The following is a 15,746-nucleotide window of genomic DNA, read 5'->3' as shown; positions in this document are numbered from 1 at the left end:
AAGGTAATGATTTTGTTAATAATATTTAACAACTTACATTTGCCTCTGATAAACACTTAAACTTAAAAATTTGAACATGAAACAGCTTAGCAGAATATTGGTTGTTGGCCTGGTTGTTCTTGGGTTTAACAACATTCAAGCTCAGGATGAAAACAATCCCTGGCAAATCAGCCTTGGTTTAAACGCGATTGACGTTTATCCCACCAATGCTACTAATGCCTCCTACCCGACCGGAACACTGTTCAGTGAGTACTTCAACGCGAACGACCACTGGAACATCCTTCCGTCCATTTCCTACATTTCCCTTTCGCGTTATGTAGGAGACGGTTTCTCAGTGGGTGCACGTGGTTCCCTGAACCGTATTTCCAAACTGGGTGATGTTCAAGCCGACGACCTGTCTCACTATGCGATTGACGGTCTCATCAAGTACAACTTCCTTCAAGGAACCAAGATTGATCCGTTCCTGGAAGTTGGTGGTGGTTACACCTGGGTTGACGAAATCGGCGCCGGTACCGTTAATGGTGGCGTTGGTATCAACTACTGGTTCACCGACTTCATCGGCCTGACCCTGCAATCCCAATATAAGCACGCCTTCGAAGATTACGGCGTACGCCACTTCCAGCACCTGGCTGGTATCTCCATCCGCTTCGGTGGAACCGATACCGATGGTGACGGCATCTACGATCGCGATGATGCTTGTCCGGAAGTTGCCGGTCTTGAGGCCTTTAACGGATGTCCCGACTCTGACGGCGATGGTATCGAAGATGCCAAAGACAGCTGCCCGAACGAGCCCGGCTCCATGGAAATGAACGGATGCCCCGATTCTGACGGTGATGGTGTTGCTGATAAAGATGATGCCTGCCCGAATGAAGCTGGTCTGGCCGCTCTGTCCGGATGCCCCGATGCTGATGGCGACGGTGTAGCCGACAAAGACGACGACTGCCCGAGCGAGGCTGGTCCTGCTGAAAACAACGGATGCCCCTGGCCTGATACAGACGGAGACGGTGTTCTTGACAAAGACGACCAATGTCCTGATGTTGCCGGTACCGTAGCTAACAACGGATGCCCTGAAGTAACTGAAGAAGTTCAGAAGCAACTGAATGAGTACGCTCGTACCATCCTGTTCGACACCGGAAAAGCTTCTCTGAAGCCCGAGTCTACCAGCGTATTTGTAGACATCATCCGCATCCTGAACGAATACCCGACTGCCAACTTTACCGTAGAAGGTCACACCGACAGTGTAGGTAGCGCTTCTACCAACCAGCGTCTGTCCGAAGCCCGTGCCAATGCGGTACGCGACTTCCTGATCAACGAAGGCATCGATGCAGCCCGCCTGACTGCGAAAGGATTTGGCGAAGATCGCCCGATCGCTTCCAACAACACGCGTGCTGGACGGACTCAAAACCGTCGCGTTGAGATCAACCTGATTAAGTAAGCGAATTACGCTTCCATATAGAAAAGCCCTGGCTGCAAAGCCGGGGCTTTTTTTATTTTTAAGGTATGCAAACCTTCCTGGATCAAGTACTGGATCAATTGCCGGACTGGAAAACCCGCCCCGAGGAATTGGTGCTGGTGTTGCCCAGCAAACGCGCCGGGTATTTCCTGAAAAACCGCATGGCGAAAAAGGCCGGCAAGACCATGTTGATGCCTCAGGTTTGGAGTATCGAAGATTTTGTGTCACATCTTGCTGACCAACGGTATTCCCCCAGGTTACAAAGCCTTTTCTGCCTATATGAAGCCTATTTGGAAACAGATTCCGGGCTTGAGAAGGAGTCTTTTTCAGATTTTGCCAAATGGGCTCCTACCCTGTTACAGGACTTTAATGAAATTGACCGCTATCTGGTAGACGCCCCGTCACTTTTCAAATATCTCGCTGCCCTGAAGGAGATCCGGCATTGGATGCCCGATGGAGAAACCACGGACATGATCGAGCGTCGTATTGCCTTTTGGAAGATCCTGCTTCCGCTGTACCAAAAACTGAGGAACTCCCTGAGAGCGCAGGGGATGGGATATCAGGGACAAGTTTACCGAACCGCAGTAGAGGCCTATCCCCAATACCTGGCTAACCACCCGGATAAAACCTTTGTCTTTATTGGCTTCAATGCGCTGAATACGGCCGAAAAAACGCTAATACAAGGTTTTCTCCAGGCCGGAAGGGCGCAGATATTTTGGGATGCAGACACCCATTATGTACAGCACCCCGTTCACGATGCCGGCCTCTTCCTCCGGAAATATCTCAGGGAATGGTCCATTTTAAGGGGAACACTTCAGGGAACAGGTAACCATTTAAATTCCCAAAAGAATATACAGGTAGTTGGCTTGCCCAAAACCATTGCCCAGGCGCGTTACGTAGGTCAGATCGTAAAGGACTTGCATGCCAAACTGCCAGAGCGGTTAGATCAATGCGCTATCGTCCTTGGTGATGAATCCCACCTGGACCCGATGCTCCATAGCCTTCCCGGTACTATCTCAGCTGTAAATATTACCATGGGTTACCCGCTACGGCACAGCCCGCTGGCACAAGTCTTCGGATTGCGGTTTACCGCCGCACAGGATTACCACATGGCCGGCTGGGGGGTTCACCACATCCTGGAACTACTGGAAAACCCCTTATTGCAACCCTGGTTCCGTAAGCTGGGTATTACCCCACATAAAATCCGATCCCGAATCATTGCCGAGAACCCCTCGCGCCTGGATAAAGCCAAATTGGAGGCCCTGGGTTTACCCCGGCTGGTGGTAGAACTTCTTTTGAGTACTGCCAGTACCAGTCCCCGGGACCATCTCCGTAAAACCCTGAACCTGATCCTGGAACTTAAAACGGTATACCAGCATGCCACGGACAAAATCATTTTGGAGCAACTCCGGCATTTTTACCGGTTGTTTACCCCTATGGCGGATCTTTGCGAGAAATACCCTTATATTGCCTCCATTAGTGCCCTGGAACTGCTCTTTGACCAATTGCTGGCCGAAGAACAACTGGATTTTCAGGGGGAACCCCTTGAAGGGCTTCAGCTTATGGGGATGCTCGAGAGTAGAAACCTGGATTTTGAAACGGTTATTTTAACCGCGGTCAACGAAGGCGTACTCCCGGCTGGCAAAAGCCATAATTCATTTATCCCCTATGAGGTCAAAAAGGATTTTGGTCTGCCCACATTCAAGGAAAAAGATGCCATTTATGCCTACCACTTCTACCGGCTGCTGCAGCGGGCCAAAAACATATACCTGCTCTACAACACGGAGGCAGACGCCCTGGAGGGTGGAGAACCCAGCCGGTTTATCCAGCAGTTGCGGTCCGATCCGGTTTTATCGCCCTATATAAAGGAACGGACAGCCATTCCCGAATTCAGCCATGAGCCGCCCAGGCCGTTTTCGATCCGGAAGGAACCTGCCCTGCTGGAGCGGTTGGCAGAGATTGCATCTTCCGGCTTTTCGCCAACTGCCCTTTCCCGATTCATCAAAGACCCCATGGAGTTTTACCAGCGGCAGGTCCTGCGCCTCCCGGAATCGGAAAGCCTGGAGGAAACCGTGGCCGCGAACACCTTCGGAACGGTACTGCACCAGGCCCTGGAAGACCTGTATCGCCCATTAACCGGCCAGGTACTCACAGCAGGCGTATTGGAGCACATGCGCTCTCAGGTCCCGGAGATTCTGGGCAAAGCCTATTCAGCGCATTATCTGCATGGCCAGCGTGCAAGCGGAAAAAACTTAATTGCCTTGAAAGTCATGGAACAGCACCTCCAGATGTTCCTGGACCAGGAAAGCAGGGAGGTCAAAAGGCATGAAGTCCGTATTCTGGGGGTGGAACAGCCTCTGAAAGCCTCCATAACCGTACCCGGGCTCAACATCCCCATCTACCTCAAAGGCACCCTGGACCGGATTGAATCCATTGATGGAGAGGTACGTATTATCGACTATAAAACCGGACGGGTAGAGCCCGCAAACCTTCGGATTGACTCCTGGGAAGATGCCTGTACCGGGCCTGAACGGAACAAGGCTTTCCAATTGTTGTGTTATGCCTGGCTCTATCAGCAATCGGCCCCGGAGGCGTCCTTTCGCGCAGGAATCGTTTCTTTCCGCAACCTGAATCAAGGGCGGCAATGGTTTGGCCTGCGCAAGGAGAAATCCCGCGACGAAACCCTGAACCCGGCCATGACCGGGGCATTTGCTATCCCACTGCAGGCCTTGATCGGCCGCATCTTTGATTCACAGATTCCATTTATGGCCCCTCAGGAACTGCTTACTTCAGATCCGGACGTGTAGGCCGTACTTCAATTTTGCTGGGAAGCGTCCTGGGATGCATTTTTAACAGGTCCCATACCAGTTCTCCTATATCCTCAGGCTGGATCTTCCAGGCATCCTTATCCCCCGGTTCATTCTGGTTAAAATGGGTAGCCACAGACCCCGGCATAATGGTGGACACCTTAATGCCAAAAGGCCGCAAGTCCAGCATAGCCGCCTGAGTAAAACCTACCACGCCGAATTTAGTAGCATTGTATCCTGCCCCGGACGCAAAAAAATTGGTCCCGGCAAGACTGGCCACGGTAATATAGTATCCCTGGGACTCCTTCAGGGCCGGCAAAGCCGCTTTGAGGGTGTTAAAGACCCCGGTTAGGTTGGTGTTGATCATCTGGTTCCAATGGTCTACGCTCAGGCTGTCTACAGGCGAAAAATGGCCCACCCCGGCATTGGCCACCACTACATCGAGTTGCCCCCACCGATAGAGGATAGCCTTTACGGCTTCCTCTTCGTCTGCCAGAGAGGTAACATTTGAAACCAGGGGCATAACCCGTTCCGCATCCAGGGAGCTGGCCGCAGCTTTCAGGGCCTTTTCATCCCTGCCACTTATGGCTACCCGCATGCCCTGGCGCACCAGAACCTGAGCAATACCCAATCCAATTCCTTTAGAGCCACCGGTGATATAGGCGACCTTGTCTTTCATGTTTTCCATCGGTTCATATTTTTGGAATATACAAGATACTACATGGCGGGAAGACGCATAACCGGGGGCATAAAAAAACCCGGGCACTATTTTGCAATTCACATAAAAAGCGTAAATTTGCCGTCTAGTTTCTGGGGGATTAGCTCAGCTGGCTAGAGCGCTTGCATGGCATGCAAGAGGTCACCGGTTCGACTCCGGTATTCTCCACAAATCAGGCACTACATCCAGAATTTGGATTACGGGCCAAAGCCTAAAAAAACCACCGAGTAAACTCGAGTGGTTTTTTTGTTTTTAAGCACTCCCGGGGGAGCCTAATCCCCACCCCGATGTGAAGATACGCGGCAACCCGGAAAACCGTTTGCAGCTACCGGGATAGTGCTACCCCCTGGGGGCAGAACACGCCCCCTTTTCACAACATATTGCCGGAATATGCAATGGCCTTGCGGCTACTTAAAAAAGGGATTCCCCTTAGTACTTCTTCACACTGAGCACGAGTACCGGTATCCGAACAGAGAATTCGGACTTGCGAATCGTATTCTTCTCCCAAAGGCTGGAGAAGAAACCCCGCTTTCTGCGAAAAACGCAAAGCAGGTCTGGCTGGTGGGCCTGGATATGCTCCAGTACTCCAAGGTAAGTGGTTGCCTGTTCCGTCATGGTAACCTGCGAGGCCATATCCATGAGTGCCGTATCGATCTTCAGGTCGTCGTCCGTATAGTTGGGCGTTTTCACCATGAGCAGATTTACCGTAGCCTCAAAGCGTTTTTGTATGGCCAAAAGGGGCTTCAGGATGCGTTTTCGCTTGAGCACCCCTGAACGAAAAGCAGTCAGGATAGACGCGTAAGGGGTAAATTTGACTCCCTTGGGAACAATTAATGTAGGGATATCTGTGCGTTTGATGATTTTCCCGGAAGTATTGCCCAGATAAAGTTCCTCATCAATTTCCACACTGCGGGGTGCGATTATAATGAGATCAATATCCAGTTCCCGTTCCAATTCATTCAGGCCATCGATCAGGTCTCCGGTATAGGTGGCAATTTTTAGGTCTACCCCTCCAGCGTCTATGCCGGAAATGAGTTCGCGTAACCGTTCCTGGCTACTTTCGATGATTTTGCCTTTCACATTCTTCAGGTCTCCGGCCCGGGAGCCCAGGCTTAAAACTTCCATGACATAAATCTGAGCGTCAAAGGCCGCCGCGAAGTCTACGGCATATTTCAGGGTTTCCTGTGCGCTTTCCGGATTGCCAACAGGGACGAGGATGTTTTTCATGGGAAGCCTGGTATGGATTATTATCTAAATTTACACAAAATGCTTCAGTAGCGTGATTCGCCCCGCAAAAGTACATGAAATCCCCCGGATTCTGGCCCTAACACAGGCTTGTGGGGCCGCAATGCGGGCCAGAGGCATCTTCCAGTGGAACCAGGCCTATCCCTCCGCAAAAGCCTTTAATGAAGATATTGGCCGAAAGGAACTTTTTATTCTGGAACACCAAAAAGCTTTGGTGGGCTGCGTGGCCCTTTCGGATCGGATGGATGCAGAATACGAAGCCATTACCTGGTTAACGCCCAATCGCAATAACAGGTATGTACACCGCCTGGCGGTTCACCCGGATTTCCAGGGGCTCGGATTTGCCCTGAAGCTTATGGACTTCGCCGAGCAGGAGGCAGCCCTGTCCGAAGCCGTTTCCATCCGCCTGGATACCTTCAGCCGCAACCGCCGTAATCAAACCTTCTATGAAAAAAGGGGATACCAAAGACTTGGGGCGGTCTATTTCCCCAACCAGAGTGCCTACCCCTTTTACTGTTATGAACGCATTCTAAGCCCTTCCCCACGTGAGTAAAGAACTGAGTTCAAGAAGTATCAACCGCCTGGCTATCCCCGCCATCTTTGCCGGTATAGCCGAACCTGTACTGAGCATCACCGATACAGCAATTGTCGGCAATATTCCCGAATTTGGGGTAGAATCCCTGGCGGCTGCAGGGATTGTTGGCGCTTTTCTGTCCATGCTGATCTGGATACTGGGCCAGACCCGGTCTGCCATTTCTGCCATTGTTGCCCAATACCTTGGGGCCGGACGCTTGTCCGAGATCGGCTCCCTGCCGGCCCAGGCCATTTACCTCAACGTTTCGGTGAGTATCCTGATCCTGCTGGCCACCCTCCCCTTTAGCGAAGGGATCTTCCAGTTACTCAATGCCCAGGGCCGGGTGCTGGAGTATTGTGTTTCGTATTACGGGATTCGGGTGTGGGGGTTTCCACTGACCCTTTTCACCTTTGCCATCATGGGAATATTCCAGGGGCTTCAAAATACCGTTTGGCCCATGCTGATTGCCCTTACGGGTACCTTAATCAACATTGTCCTGGACCTGGCGCTGGTCTATGGGATTGCGGGCTGGATTGATCCGATGAACCTCGAGGGTGCAGCCTGGGCCAGCCTTATTGCCCAGGGGGTAATGGCGGGCCTGGCCCTGTTCCTGCTGCTGCGCCGGACGCAGGTTGGCTTGCGGTTTACCCTACCCCTGCATCCCGAATTAAAACGGTTGGTGGGCATGGCTTTAAACCTGTTTGTGCGCACCCTCTCCCTGAACATCGCCCTGCTATTTGCCGTCCGGGAAGCCACAGCCCTGGGCGACCGCTATATTGGGGCGCACACCATTGCCGTTAACCTATGGCTGTTTGCAGCCTTCTTCATAGACGGGTACTCCGCTGCCGGAAAAATCCTCGGGGGACGATTCCTGGGTGCCCGGGATTACGACAGGTTGTGGTTGCTGGCCCGTAAAGCCCTCCGGTACGGGTGGGTGGTCAGTGCAATGCTAATGCTTGCCGGCGGGGTGTTCTACAACCAGGTGGGGCGCTTGTTTTCCTCAGATCCGGCAGTGCTTGAAGCCTTCAGTCAGATCTTTATTATTGTCATCCTGGGGATGCCGGTAAATACCCTGGCCTTTATTTATGACGGGTTGTACAAGGGCATGGGGAAAATGCGGTTTTTGCGGAATGTGTTACTGGTGGCCACCTTTCTCGGCTTCCTGCCCGCCCTTTACCTTGGCGTATGGCTGGGGTGGCAGCTCTATGGCATCTGGGCGGCCATGATGGTCTGGATGGCTATCCGCGGGGGCGCTTTGGTTTGGGACTTCCGTCGAAAATTTCGCCCCCTCTTGCAAAACACATAAATTTGAAAAAAAACCATGGCCACCTCCCGATCCCAAGGCAGTCTCTACACCCGCATCCAGGGTTCCCTGGCCCTGGTGGAATTTGGCCACCCGTCCAGCAATGCGATGAATTCCGAATTGCTCGATCGGCTGGAACAGGAAATCCGGGAATTGGGAACGCGTAAGGACCTTGGAGTAATTTTACTGCTATCTGAAGGCGACCGGGCCTTCTGTGCCGGCGCCTCCTTTGACGAATTGCTGGCTGTAAGCACCGAAGAAGAAAGCCGCCAGTTTTTTAGCGGTTTTGCCCGGGTAATCCTGGCGATGAAAAACTGCCCGAAACCCATTGTGACCCTGGTACAGGGAAAAGCGGTAGGCGGGGGCGTAGGCCTCATTGCCGCCTCGGATTACGCCCTGGCCTGCGAAGCGGCTTCCGTGCGCCTCTCGGAACTCAGTATTGGCATTGCCCCTCTGGTGATCGCCCCGGCCGTAGCCCGTAAAACAGGGGCCGCAGGCCTTGCCGAAATGTCCCTGAGCCCCAAAGAATGGAAAAGCGCCTATTGGGCCAAAGATAAAGGGCTCTTTGCCCGCGTTTATGAATCCCAGAAGGAGCTGCGCAAGGAAGGCGAGGCTTTCGCCTCAGCCCTGGCGGAAACCCCGGTTGCTGCACTGGAAGCCATGAAAGCTGCCCTTTGGGAAGGCACCGGCCATTGGGAGGAACTCCTCCCTGCCCGGGCCGAACAAACCGGTAAACTTGCGCTTTCGGACACCACCCAACGCCAGTTGAAGGCCTTTAAATCGAAATCCTGAATCCCTCAATGCGTTTTAAACCATCCGGTGAGGCTTAGGCGGGGCCTTTGCGTGGGTTTTACCTCATGTTCCAGGATATGGCTCTCCATCAGCACCAACTGCCCGGGAAGCGGGTCTACCCAAACCGCTTTCTCGCCTTTCTCCCCCTGGGTATACAGCACCAGCTCGCCGCCATCCGCAGGGGTCCAGTCCGGTTCATTCAGGTAGCAGATCAGCGAGAGCCGCCGCCGGTCGTCGTTCTGGAACACATCCAGGTGGCGCCGGTAATAACTCCCTTCCGGGTATAGGGCATAATGGAACTCCCGACTGGCAATCCCCAGGAAGCAGGTCCGGTTCAGATAAGCAATGAGCTGGTCCAGCTCCTAAAAAAATTCCAGCAACAGGGTCCTCAGGGCCATTGTTAGCGACCCGGACAGGAATCCCGGAACCACACTGTAGTGTTGTTCCATCAGATCCGAAATGATCTTCTCGTAGAGCGGGTTGGGCGTAAAGTCCAGTTGCTCAAAAAGTTCATCCGACATAGAATGCCAAAAAAAGTGCGCTAATGTAGTCTAAAAACGTTCAGCTCAGACAGAATTTCTACTTTTGCAGGGATTTCATTCGCCTATGTCCACCATTCGCATCACCAAAGAGTTCACCTTCGAAACCGGCCACGCCCTGTACGGGTACGACGGCAAATGCCGTAACGTCCACGGCCACAGCTACCACCTGGCCGTTACGGTTTCGGGAACGCCCATTGCCGAACCCGGGCAGGTTAAGCTGGGCATGGTTATGGATTTCGGGGACCTGAAAACCATAGTCAAGGAAGAAATTGTAGACCCGTTTGACCATGCCACGGTCTTTAACCGCAATACTCCCCATGTAGATCTGGCCCGGACCCTGGAACAGGAGGGCCACAAAGTGATCCTGGCGGATTACCAGCCCACCAGCGAGAATATGGTCATCGATTTTGCCCGGCGTATTAAGGACCGGTTGCCCGAAAACATCCGCCTGCATTCCATCCGGCTGCGGGAAACCGGAACAGCCTATGCGGAATGGTATGCCAGTGATAACCCATGACCCTTCCCATGAAACCTATAGCCCTTCCCTCGGGAAAGAAAGTCTTTTTTGCCAGCGACAACCATTTGGGTGCGCCGGACCGGGAAGCCAGCCTGCCCCGGGAAAAGGAATTTGTACGATGGCTGCGGGCCATTGAGGATGAGGCCGCTGCCATTTTCCTGCTGGGGGACCTCTTCGATTTCTGGTTCGAATACAAAACGGTTGTCCCCAAAGGCTTTACCCGGGTACTGGGCGCCCTGGCCCATCTGTCGGACCGCGGGGTTCCCGTCTATTATTTTGTCGGCAACCACGACCTGTGGATGCGGGGGTATTTCGAAGCGGAACTCGGCGTCCCTGTCTTTCACAAACCCCAGGTATTCGAGATAGGTGGAAAGCGCTTCTTTATTGGTCACGGGGACGGTCTTGGGCCCGGAGATAAAGGGTTCAAGCGCATGAAAAAAGTATTTACGCACCCCCTGGCGCAATGGCTGTTCCGCTGGCTACACCCGGATATCGGGGTGCGGATGGGGCATTATTTTTCCGTCAAGAACAAGCTGATTTCCGGGGATGAAGACGTGCGTTTTCTGGGCGAAGAAAACGAATGGCTGGTACAATATGCCCGGCGTAAACTCACCGAGGCCCATTACGATTATTTTGTTTTCGGGCACCGCCACCTCCCCCTGGAAATCCCCCTATCCCCGGATTCCACCTACTTTAACCTGGGGGATTGGATCGGGCACTTCACCTATGGCGTATTTGACGCCTCCGGGTTCCGTCTGGAGAAGCACCCCCCGCAATCTTCCTAGCTGACACCCCCCGGCCGGTACGGCCGTAAATCCTTTACCTTGAGTTGCAGGCGCGTTTGCCCCTGCCAGTGGTTTTCCTCAATGGAAAAGGCGGCTTCAAACGGTTTCCCCCGCTCGATCTCGGAAAGGCAGTGTCCCAGGCCAAAACCAATCCCCCCTATCGGGCCTGCCCCTCCCTGGGTCACAGCGAGCTTCAGGTGGTCGCCATTACCCCCAACGGTGCGGGCATATCCGGTGTCCTGCAGCGGGCCGGCACTGAAAACCGGGCTGGGGTTGCCCGGGCCAAAAGGGGCAAATTGCCGCAGGATGCGCACCAGTTTGGCATCGATCTGGTCCAGTTGGATGGGTAAATCGACCGTAAGCTGCGGTGTCAGGGATTCCGGAGGTATACTCCGGGACACCTCGGCCTCAAAACGGGCCTTGAACTCCTCGTACCGCTCGGGTTCCAGGGTTAACCCCGCCGCATAGGTATGCCCCCCGAATTGTTCCAGGCAATCCGAACAGGATTCCAGGGCCGCATAGATGTCGAACCCCCGCACGCTCCGAGCAGAGGCCGCCAGTTTATCGCCGCTGCGCGTAAATACCAGGGTGGGGCGGTAATAGGTTTCAATCAGGCGGGATGCCACAATCCCGATCACCCCCTTGTGCCAATCCTCCCGATAAACCACAGTGCTCATCCGGTGGGTTTCCCCCTGGTTGTGGATCTGCTCCAGGGCCTGGTCCGTCATGGCCTGGTCGGTTTCCTTCCTGGCGGCATTCAGGGCATCGATCTCCGCCGCCTTGCGGGCCGCCGTGGCCGGGTCCTTTTCCGTGAGCAAGGCCACGGCCTCCTGTCCGTGCTGCATGCGCCCTGCAGCGTTTAGCCTGGGCGCGATCTGAAACACCAGGTCCGAGACCTGAAACTGGTCGCGTTCCAGGGCATTGATCATGGCCTGAATCCCCGGCCGGGGATCCGTATTGATCACCTGGAGCCCGAAAAAGGTCAGCACCCGGTTCTCGCCGGTGATGGGGACAATATCCGCCCCAATGGCAATGGCCACCAGATCCAGATAAGGCAACAGGGTTTCCGCCCCATTTCCCCTCCGGGCTTCTAAGGCCTGAATCAGTTTAAAGCCAACCCCGCAACCGCAGAGCTCCTTATACGGGTATTCGCAATCCGGCCGTTTGGGGTCCAGGACGGCTACGGCCCGGGGCAGGGAATCGCCGGGGCGGTGGTGGTCGCAAACAATCAGGTCTATCCCTTTTTCTGCTGCATATGCCGCGTGGTCCAGGGCCTTTACCCCGCAATCCAGGGCAATAATCAACCCCATTTCATTGTCTGCGGCAAAATCAATCCCCTGGTAGGAAAGCCCGTAACCTTCGGCATACCGGTCCGGGATATAGGTGGCCACGGGGGCACCCCGGGCATCCAGATAAGAGCTCATCAGGGCTACGGCCGTGGTGCCGTCCACATCGTAGTCCCCAAAAACCAGGATGCGCTCCCCATTTTGAAGGGCTGCCTCCACCCGCGCCACGGCGGCATCCATATCCCGCATCAGGAAGGGGTCGTGAAGGTCTTCCAGGGTTGGGCGGAAAAAGAGGCGGGCCGCCTCAAAGGATTCCACCCCGCGCTGCACCAGCAGGGCCGCAACCAGTGGCGAAACATGCAACGCCTCCGAAAGGGCATTGACCTTCTGGGTATCAGGTACTTCTTTGTACGTCCAGTGCATGGAATAAAATTAACGGGGTGCGGTGCAAAAAGAATGCAGGCCGAAATTAAGCCTCGTGGAATACGGTCTCGAATTCCAGGGTGGCAAATTCCCTGAACATGCGGATAACCCCGCAGTATTTTTCTACCGACAAGTCTACGGCACGCTGCAATTTGGGCCGGTGTAAATCCCGCCCCGTGAAATGGAAGGCCACACGAACCGCCTCATAGGCCTGGGGCTGCGATTCCGTAAGGTCCCCATACACCTCAACACGGAATTCGTCCACCTCCAGCTTCATTTTGCGGACCATGGAGGCGATGTCCAACCCGGAGCACCCGGCAAGGGAACTCAGCATCAGGGCCTTGGGCCGCAAGCCCTCCCCTTGTCCGCCATCATCCGGGCTGGCGTCAATCCGGAAAGTCAGGCCGGAAGGATTGGTGCTTTCGAAAGCCATATTGCCGAGCCACTTCAGGGTGATATGATTGGTGGATGCCATATTTTTTGTTTCTTTCCCGTCAAAAGTACAACAAAATAGCCCTTTTATGCCGCTTGTAACCCCCCTGGATCCCAACGCAGATCCCGAAACCTGGAAACTGGCCGAGTTCTTTAACGAGACCCTCGGGTTCTGCCCGAATTCAGTCCTGACCATGCAACGCCGCCCGGCCATATCCAAGGCCTTTATTGAATTGAACAAGGCCGTGATGGCCAACGAGGGCCGGGTAACTTCGGCCCTCAAGCGCATGATCGCCTGGGTGAGCAGCAACGCTACAGGGTGCCGGTACTGCCAGGCACATGCCATCCGGGCCGCAGAACGCTATGGAGCCGAGGCAGAGCAACTGGAAAACATTTGGGAATACCGGACGCATCCGGCATTTTCCGAAGCCGAGCGCGCGGCCCTTGATTTTTCACTGGCCGCTTCCCAGGTGCCCAACACCGTGGATGAGGCCATCAAATCCCGGTTATACGCCCACTGGGACGAAGGCGAAATTGTGGAAATGCTCGGAGTGATCTCCCTGTTTGGATACCTGAACCGCTGGAACGACTCCATGGGTACTTCCATTGAGGAAGGAGCCGTGGAAAGCGGGAACAGATACCTGGGCAAATACGGGTGGGAACGCGGCAAACACGCCTGAAGTTCCTCCGGATTATTCCAGCATCCGGGTCAGGACCTCCAGGGTTAACATTCCCCAGAACGTCCCTGTGGCCATACTCAGGATTGCCAGCAGCACGGCATGGGGCATCCAGGCCTTTCGATAGGCCGCCGTTACCGCCGGGGCCGTCGCAATACCTCCCACATTGGCCATACTCGCTATAGGCACCCAGGCCACATGGACGTTAAGGACACGGGCAAGTGTGAGCATCACGGCAAAATGCCCCACCAGCCATACGACCAGAAACCAGAAAAAATCCGGCGAAAAAGAAAGGGCTTCAATCCGAAGGCGAAACCCCAGTATGGCCATTACGCAAAGGATGGTAACCCCGCCCACGCGAAGGGCAAATCCGCGGTCCCAGCTGCGAATGGTATTCCCAAGCAGCAACCCTAGCAGTGAAAGAGCTACCACCTGAAGGGCAAACCGGTCCGCCAGCGTATGCAGCAGCAGGATGGCCCCGGCCACAACCAGAAGCGTCAGCAACCGGTTGGCCTGGTCGCCAGGGGCCTGGTCTACCTCTGCAGGCGGTGCGGACTCCCGTATCCCCAGCCAGGCGTTGATGGCATCGCTGCGGCGGATGCACTGGAACATCAGGATGGTCCAGAGGTTTACCAGCAGGGCATCCAGGACCAGGACCGAGAGAAAAATCCCCTCCGGGCAGCGGGCGAGTTCCTTCAGGACCAGCTGGCTGGTACTGCCCCCGATCCAACTGCCCACAATGGGAGGAACGCCCAGCCAGTAATCGGGCTGTGCAAAAAGAAATTCCCCCGGGGCCCATAGCTGATAAAATCCGAGAGCTGCCAGGGGAAACAGGGCAATCCAGGCAGAACCCGAAAAAAAGAGCAACAGGGGGCGCCAGCCAACGGCCTTCAGTTTACTCAGGGAAAGGCTACTCATGGTAGTGACGATGGCCAGGGGGATAAACAGGTTCCGGCTCCAGCTGTGAATGGGGTCTTCCGAGAAATTCCATCCCAACAGGCCGCACACCAGGGCCGGGATCAGATAGGCCAGTAAGATGCTGGGTACCCAGTCAAAAAACCGCTGCAACCAGGGTAGCTGCAGCCTGCCCAACCAAAGGATGCCGAGTACCGTACACCCAAATATGATCCAGGGAATCATTCCTCAGCCATTTTGGCAATGATTCCCAGGTGGAGAATACGGCCCCCGGAGCGGACCACCGGGTTGCTCGCCCGCCCGATCACCACCCCGCTGGCCGGTGCGTAATACCGGGTAATTTCCTGCCCGAAAGCATTGCGCAGCACCCCGATTAACTGGCCTTGGGTAATTTGTTCCAGCAGGGCCGGGACGCTGTCCAGCATCCCGCCCTGGTCCGTGTACACCCAAAAGGACCTGCTGCATACAACCGGAGCCGGAAAGGATTCCGAAGTTCCGGAGCGCATTCCAAGTACATCCATGGCCTGCAATAAGCCGGCCACCCCCCGGTCAATGAGTTCCGGCTGATATACCTGTGGGTTGCCAAGCTCTACCGTAAACCCCGGTATGCCCTGGGTTGCAGCGGCCTCCCTGAGCGTACCCCCGGTGCGGCTGCCGGCAGAGGCTTCACGGCTGTCCAGTACTACATCGGCCCCAAAACCTGTCGCCAGCGCCAGCAGGGTATCCTGCTGCAGGTCTGCCCGCACGTAGAGGGAGTTTTCCCGACCAAAACTGGCCGTGTGCAAATCTGCCAGGTAATCCAGGTGGGGCAGGAGTTTCTGGCTGATGGCATGGGCCATGACCTGGGATTCGTTCCCGCCGGCCTTCCCGGGAAACACCCGGTTTAAATCCTCCCCATCCGGGTATTCCCGCACCAGCCGGGTTATGGCCTGGGGGTTGAGCCCGGGTATGGCTACCACAACGCCCCGAAGGCTTTTTGGGTCGGTCCGTTCGCAAAGCTCCTGGGCCGCCCGGATGCCGTTCACTTCATTGCCGTGCACGGCCGCCGTAACCCCGAGTACGGGCCCCGGATCCACCCCCTTAACCAGCAGAACGGGAACCACCACGGACCGCCCCTGGGCATCGGAACCCACCTTCAGCCAATATCGGGCCAGGGTCCCGGCTGGCTGGGCAGAAAGGGGTAATTCGTCTACTTCGGGGATAGACAGGTCTTTCTCCTGGGCCTGCATGCCAATGCCCAGCAATGCCAAACAGATAAGGATGGGAATTTTCATAAG

At 55.0% G+C, this 15,746-nt stretch carries 16 protein-coding genes and 1 tRNA gene; 9 read left to right on the top strand and 8 right to left on the bottom strand.

Annotated elements, in window-relative coordinates; all coding sequences use genetic code 11:
- Positions 1-76 precede the first annotated feature (76 nt).
- Together OZ410_RS04690 and OZ410_RS04685 are read left to right on the top strand one after the other, a co-directional pair.
- Positions 77-1,435: an OmpA family protein gene (locus OZ410_RS04690; RefSeq protein WP_277706759.1), complete on the top strand. Its 1,359-nt coding sequence runs from the start codon at positions 77-79 to the stop codon at positions 1,433-1,435.
- 65 nt (positions 1,436-1,500) lie between these two features.
- Positions 1,501-4,260 (top strand): PD-(D/E)XK nuclease family protein, encoded by a 2,760-nt coding sequence (locus OZ410_RS04685; protein WP_277706758.1) that lies wholly within the window; start codon positions 1,501-1,503, stop codon positions 4,258-4,260.
- Here the strand turns inward: OZ410_RS04685 and OZ410_RS04680 are convergent.
- On the bottom strand, positions 4,238-4,948 hold the full coding sequence (locus OZ410_RS04680; protein ID WP_277706757.1) for an SDR family oxidoreductase: 711 nt from the start codon (positions 4,946-4,948) through the stop codon (positions 4,238-4,240). The genes OZ410_RS04685 and OZ410_RS04680 overlap by 23 nt on opposite strands.
- 124 nt (positions 4,949-5,072) lie before the next feature.
- Between OZ410_RS04680 and OZ410_RS04675 the strand changes: the two genes are divergently transcribed.
- Positions 5,073-5,146 (top strand) — tRNA-Ala (locus tag OZ410_RS04675).
- 261 nt (positions 5,147-5,407) lie between these two features.
- Here OZ410_RS04675 and OZ410_RS04670 read toward each other — a convergent pair.
- Positions 5,408-6,205 (bottom strand): universal stress protein, encoded by a 798-nt coding sequence (locus OZ410_RS04670; RefSeq protein ID WP_277706756.1) that lies wholly within the window; start codon positions 6,203-6,205, stop codon positions 5,408-5,410.
- A gap of 121 nt (positions 6,206-6,326) precedes the next feature.
- Between OZ410_RS04670 and OZ410_RS04665 the strand changes: the two genes are divergently transcribed.
- From OZ410_RS04665 to OZ410_RS04655, 3 genes are read left to right on the top strand one after another with little or no spacing between them, the layout of a single operon-like run.
- Complete coding sequence (locus OZ410_RS04665) at positions 6,327-6,776, top strand: GNAT family N-acetyltransferase (RefSeq protein WP_338156644.1); 450 nt, start codon at positions 6,327-6,329, stop codon at positions 6,774-6,776.
- The gene (locus tag OZ410_RS04660; protein ID WP_277706754.1) at positions 6,769-8,103 is read left to right on the top strand and encodes an MATE family efflux transporter; all 1,335 of its coding nucleotides are present in this window, start codon (positions 6,769-6,771) and stop codon (positions 8,101-8,103) included. Before OZ410_RS04665 ends, OZ410_RS04660 begins: the two co-directional genes overlap by 8 nt.
- A 15-nt stretch (positions 8,104-8,118) precedes the next feature.
- On the top strand, positions 8,119-8,892 hold the full coding sequence (locus OZ410_RS04655; protein WP_277706753.1) for an enoyl-CoA hydratase/isomerase family protein: 774 nt from the start codon (positions 8,119-8,121) through the stop codon (positions 8,890-8,892).
- A gap of 5 nt (positions 8,893-8,897) precedes the next feature.
- Here the strand turns inward: OZ410_RS04655 and OZ410_RS14475 are convergent, their stop codons facing one another.
- The gene (locus tag OZ410_RS14475; protein ID WP_338156648.1) at positions 8,898-9,206 is read right to left on the bottom strand and encodes a 2OG-Fe(II) oxygenase; all 309 of its coding nucleotides are present in this window, start codon (positions 9,204-9,206) and stop codon (positions 8,898-8,900) included.
- Positions 9,207-9,254: 48 nt separating this feature from the next.
- Positions 9,255-9,413 (bottom strand): hypothetical protein, encoded by a 159-nt coding sequence (locus tag OZ410_RS14470; protein ID WP_338156643.1) that lies wholly within the window; start codon positions 9,411-9,413, stop codon positions 9,255-9,257.
- 85 nt (positions 9,414-9,498) lie between these two features.
- Between OZ410_RS14470 and OZ410_RS04645 the strand changes: the two genes are divergently transcribed.
- Entirely contained in the window at positions 9,499-9,951 is a 453-nt protein-coding gene (locus OZ410_RS04645) for a 6-pyruvoyl trahydropterin synthase family protein (RefSeq protein ID WP_277706752.1), read from the top strand.
- 8 nt (positions 9,952-9,959) lie between these two features.
- The gene (locus tag OZ410_RS04640; RefSeq protein ID WP_277706751.1) at positions 9,960-10,736 is read left to right on the top strand and encodes a UDP-2,3-diacylglucosamine diphosphatase; all 777 of its coding nucleotides are present in this window, start codon (positions 9,960-9,962) and stop codon (positions 10,734-10,736) included.
- Here OZ410_RS04640 and recJ read toward each other — a convergent pair.
- On the bottom strand, positions 10,733-12,445 hold the full coding sequence (gene recJ, locus OZ410_RS04635) for a single-stranded-DNA-specific exonuclease RecJ (RefSeq protein WP_277706750.1): 1,713 nt from the start codon (positions 12,443-12,445) through the stop codon (positions 10,733-10,735). The two genes, OZ410_RS04640 and recJ, sit on opposite strands and share 4 nt — an antisense overlap.
- Positions 12,446-12,491: 46 nt before the next feature.
- Entirely contained in the window at positions 12,492-12,920 is a 429-nt protein-coding gene (locus OZ410_RS04630) for an OsmC family protein (RefSeq protein WP_277706749.1), read from the bottom strand.
- A gap of 46 nt (positions 12,921-12,966) precedes the next feature.
- Here OZ410_RS04630 and OZ410_RS04625 point away from each other — a divergent pair, with 46 nt between their 5' ends.
- A complete protein-coding gene (locus OZ410_RS04625; protein ID WP_277706748.1) occupies positions 12,967-13,557 on the top strand; it encodes a carboxymuconolactone decarboxylase family protein in 591 nt (196 codons plus the stop codon).
- A 12-nt stretch (positions 13,558-13,569) separates the two neighbouring features.
- Here the strand turns inward: OZ410_RS04625 and OZ410_RS04620 are convergent, their stop codons facing one another.
- Positions 13,570-14,694: a DUF819 family protein gene (locus tag OZ410_RS04620; protein WP_277706747.1), complete on the bottom strand. Its 1,125-nt coding sequence runs from the start codon at positions 14,692-14,694 to the stop codon at positions 13,570-13,572.
- A complete protein-coding gene (locus tag OZ410_RS04615) occupies positions 14,691-15,743 on the bottom strand; it encodes a succinylglutamate desuccinylase/aspartoacylase family protein (RefSeq protein ID WP_277706746.1) in 1,053 nt (350 codons plus the stop codon). The genes OZ410_RS04620 and OZ410_RS04615 overlap by 4 nt, the downstream gene beginning before the upstream one ends.
- Positions 15,744-15,746: the final 3 nt, after the last annotated feature.

The sequence above is a fragment of the Robiginitalea aestuariiviva genome, assembly GCF_029537735.1.
GTDB lineage: Bacteria > Bacteroidota > Bacteroidia > Flavobacteriales > Flavobacteriaceae > Robiginitalea > Robiginitalea aestuariiviva.
Note: the sequence above shows the minus strand (reverse complement) of the source record. Positions and strands in the feature narration are given on the sequence as shown.

Coding starts and splice junctions, on each gene's coding strand:
- OZ410_RS04645 (WP_277706752.1), top strand. CDS start 9,499: ATGTCCACCATTCGCATCACCAAAGAGTTCACCTTCGAAACCGGCCAC.
- OZ410_RS04640 (WP_277706751.1), top strand. CDS start 9,960: ATGAAACCTATAGCCCTTCCCTCGGGAAAGAAAGTCTTTTTTGCCAGC.
- OZ410_RS04615 (WP_277706746.1), bottom strand. CDS start 15,743: ATGAAAATTCCCATCCTTATCTGTTTGGCATTGCTGGGCATTGGCATG.
- OZ410_RS04685 (WP_277706758.1), top strand. CDS start 1,501: ATGCAAACCTTCCTGGATCAAGTACTGGATCAATTGCCGGACTGGAAA.
- recJ (WP_277706750.1), bottom strand. CDS start 12,445: ATGCACTGGACGTACAAAGAAGTACCTGATACCCAGAAGGTCAATGCC.
- OZ410_RS04655 (WP_277706753.1), top strand. CDS start 8,119: ATGGCCACCTCCCGATCCCAAGGCAGTCTCTACACCCGCATCCAGGGT.
- OZ410_RS04690 (WP_277706759.1), top strand. CDS start 77: ATGAAACAGCTTAGCAGAATATTGGTTGTTGGCCTGGTTGTTCTTGGG.
- OZ410_RS04630 (WP_277706749.1), bottom strand. CDS start 12,920: ATGGCATCCACCAATCATATCACCCTGAAGTGGCTCGGCAATATGGCT.
- OZ410_RS04680 (WP_277706757.1), bottom strand. CDS start 4,948: ATGGAAAACATGAAAGACAAGGTCGCCTATATCACCGGTGGCTCTAAA.
- OZ410_RS04620 (WP_277706747.1), bottom strand. CDS start 14,694: ATGATTCCCTGGATCATATTTGGGTGTACGGTACTCGGCATCCTTTGG.
- OZ410_RS04670 (WP_277706756.1), bottom strand. CDS start 6,205: ATGAAAAACATCCTCGTCCCTGTTGGCAATCCGGAAAGCGCACAGGAA.
- OZ410_RS04625 (WP_277706748.1), top strand. CDS start 12,967: ATGCCGCTTGTAACCCCCCTGGATCCCAACGCAGATCCCGAAACCTGG.
- OZ410_RS04665 (WP_338156644.1), top strand. CDS start 6,327: ATGCGGGCCAGAGGCATCTTCCAGTGGAACCAGGCCTATCCCTCCGCA.
- OZ410_RS14470 (WP_338156643.1), bottom strand. CDS start 9,413: ATGTCGGATGAACTTTTTGAGCAACTGGACTTTACGCCCAACCCGCTC.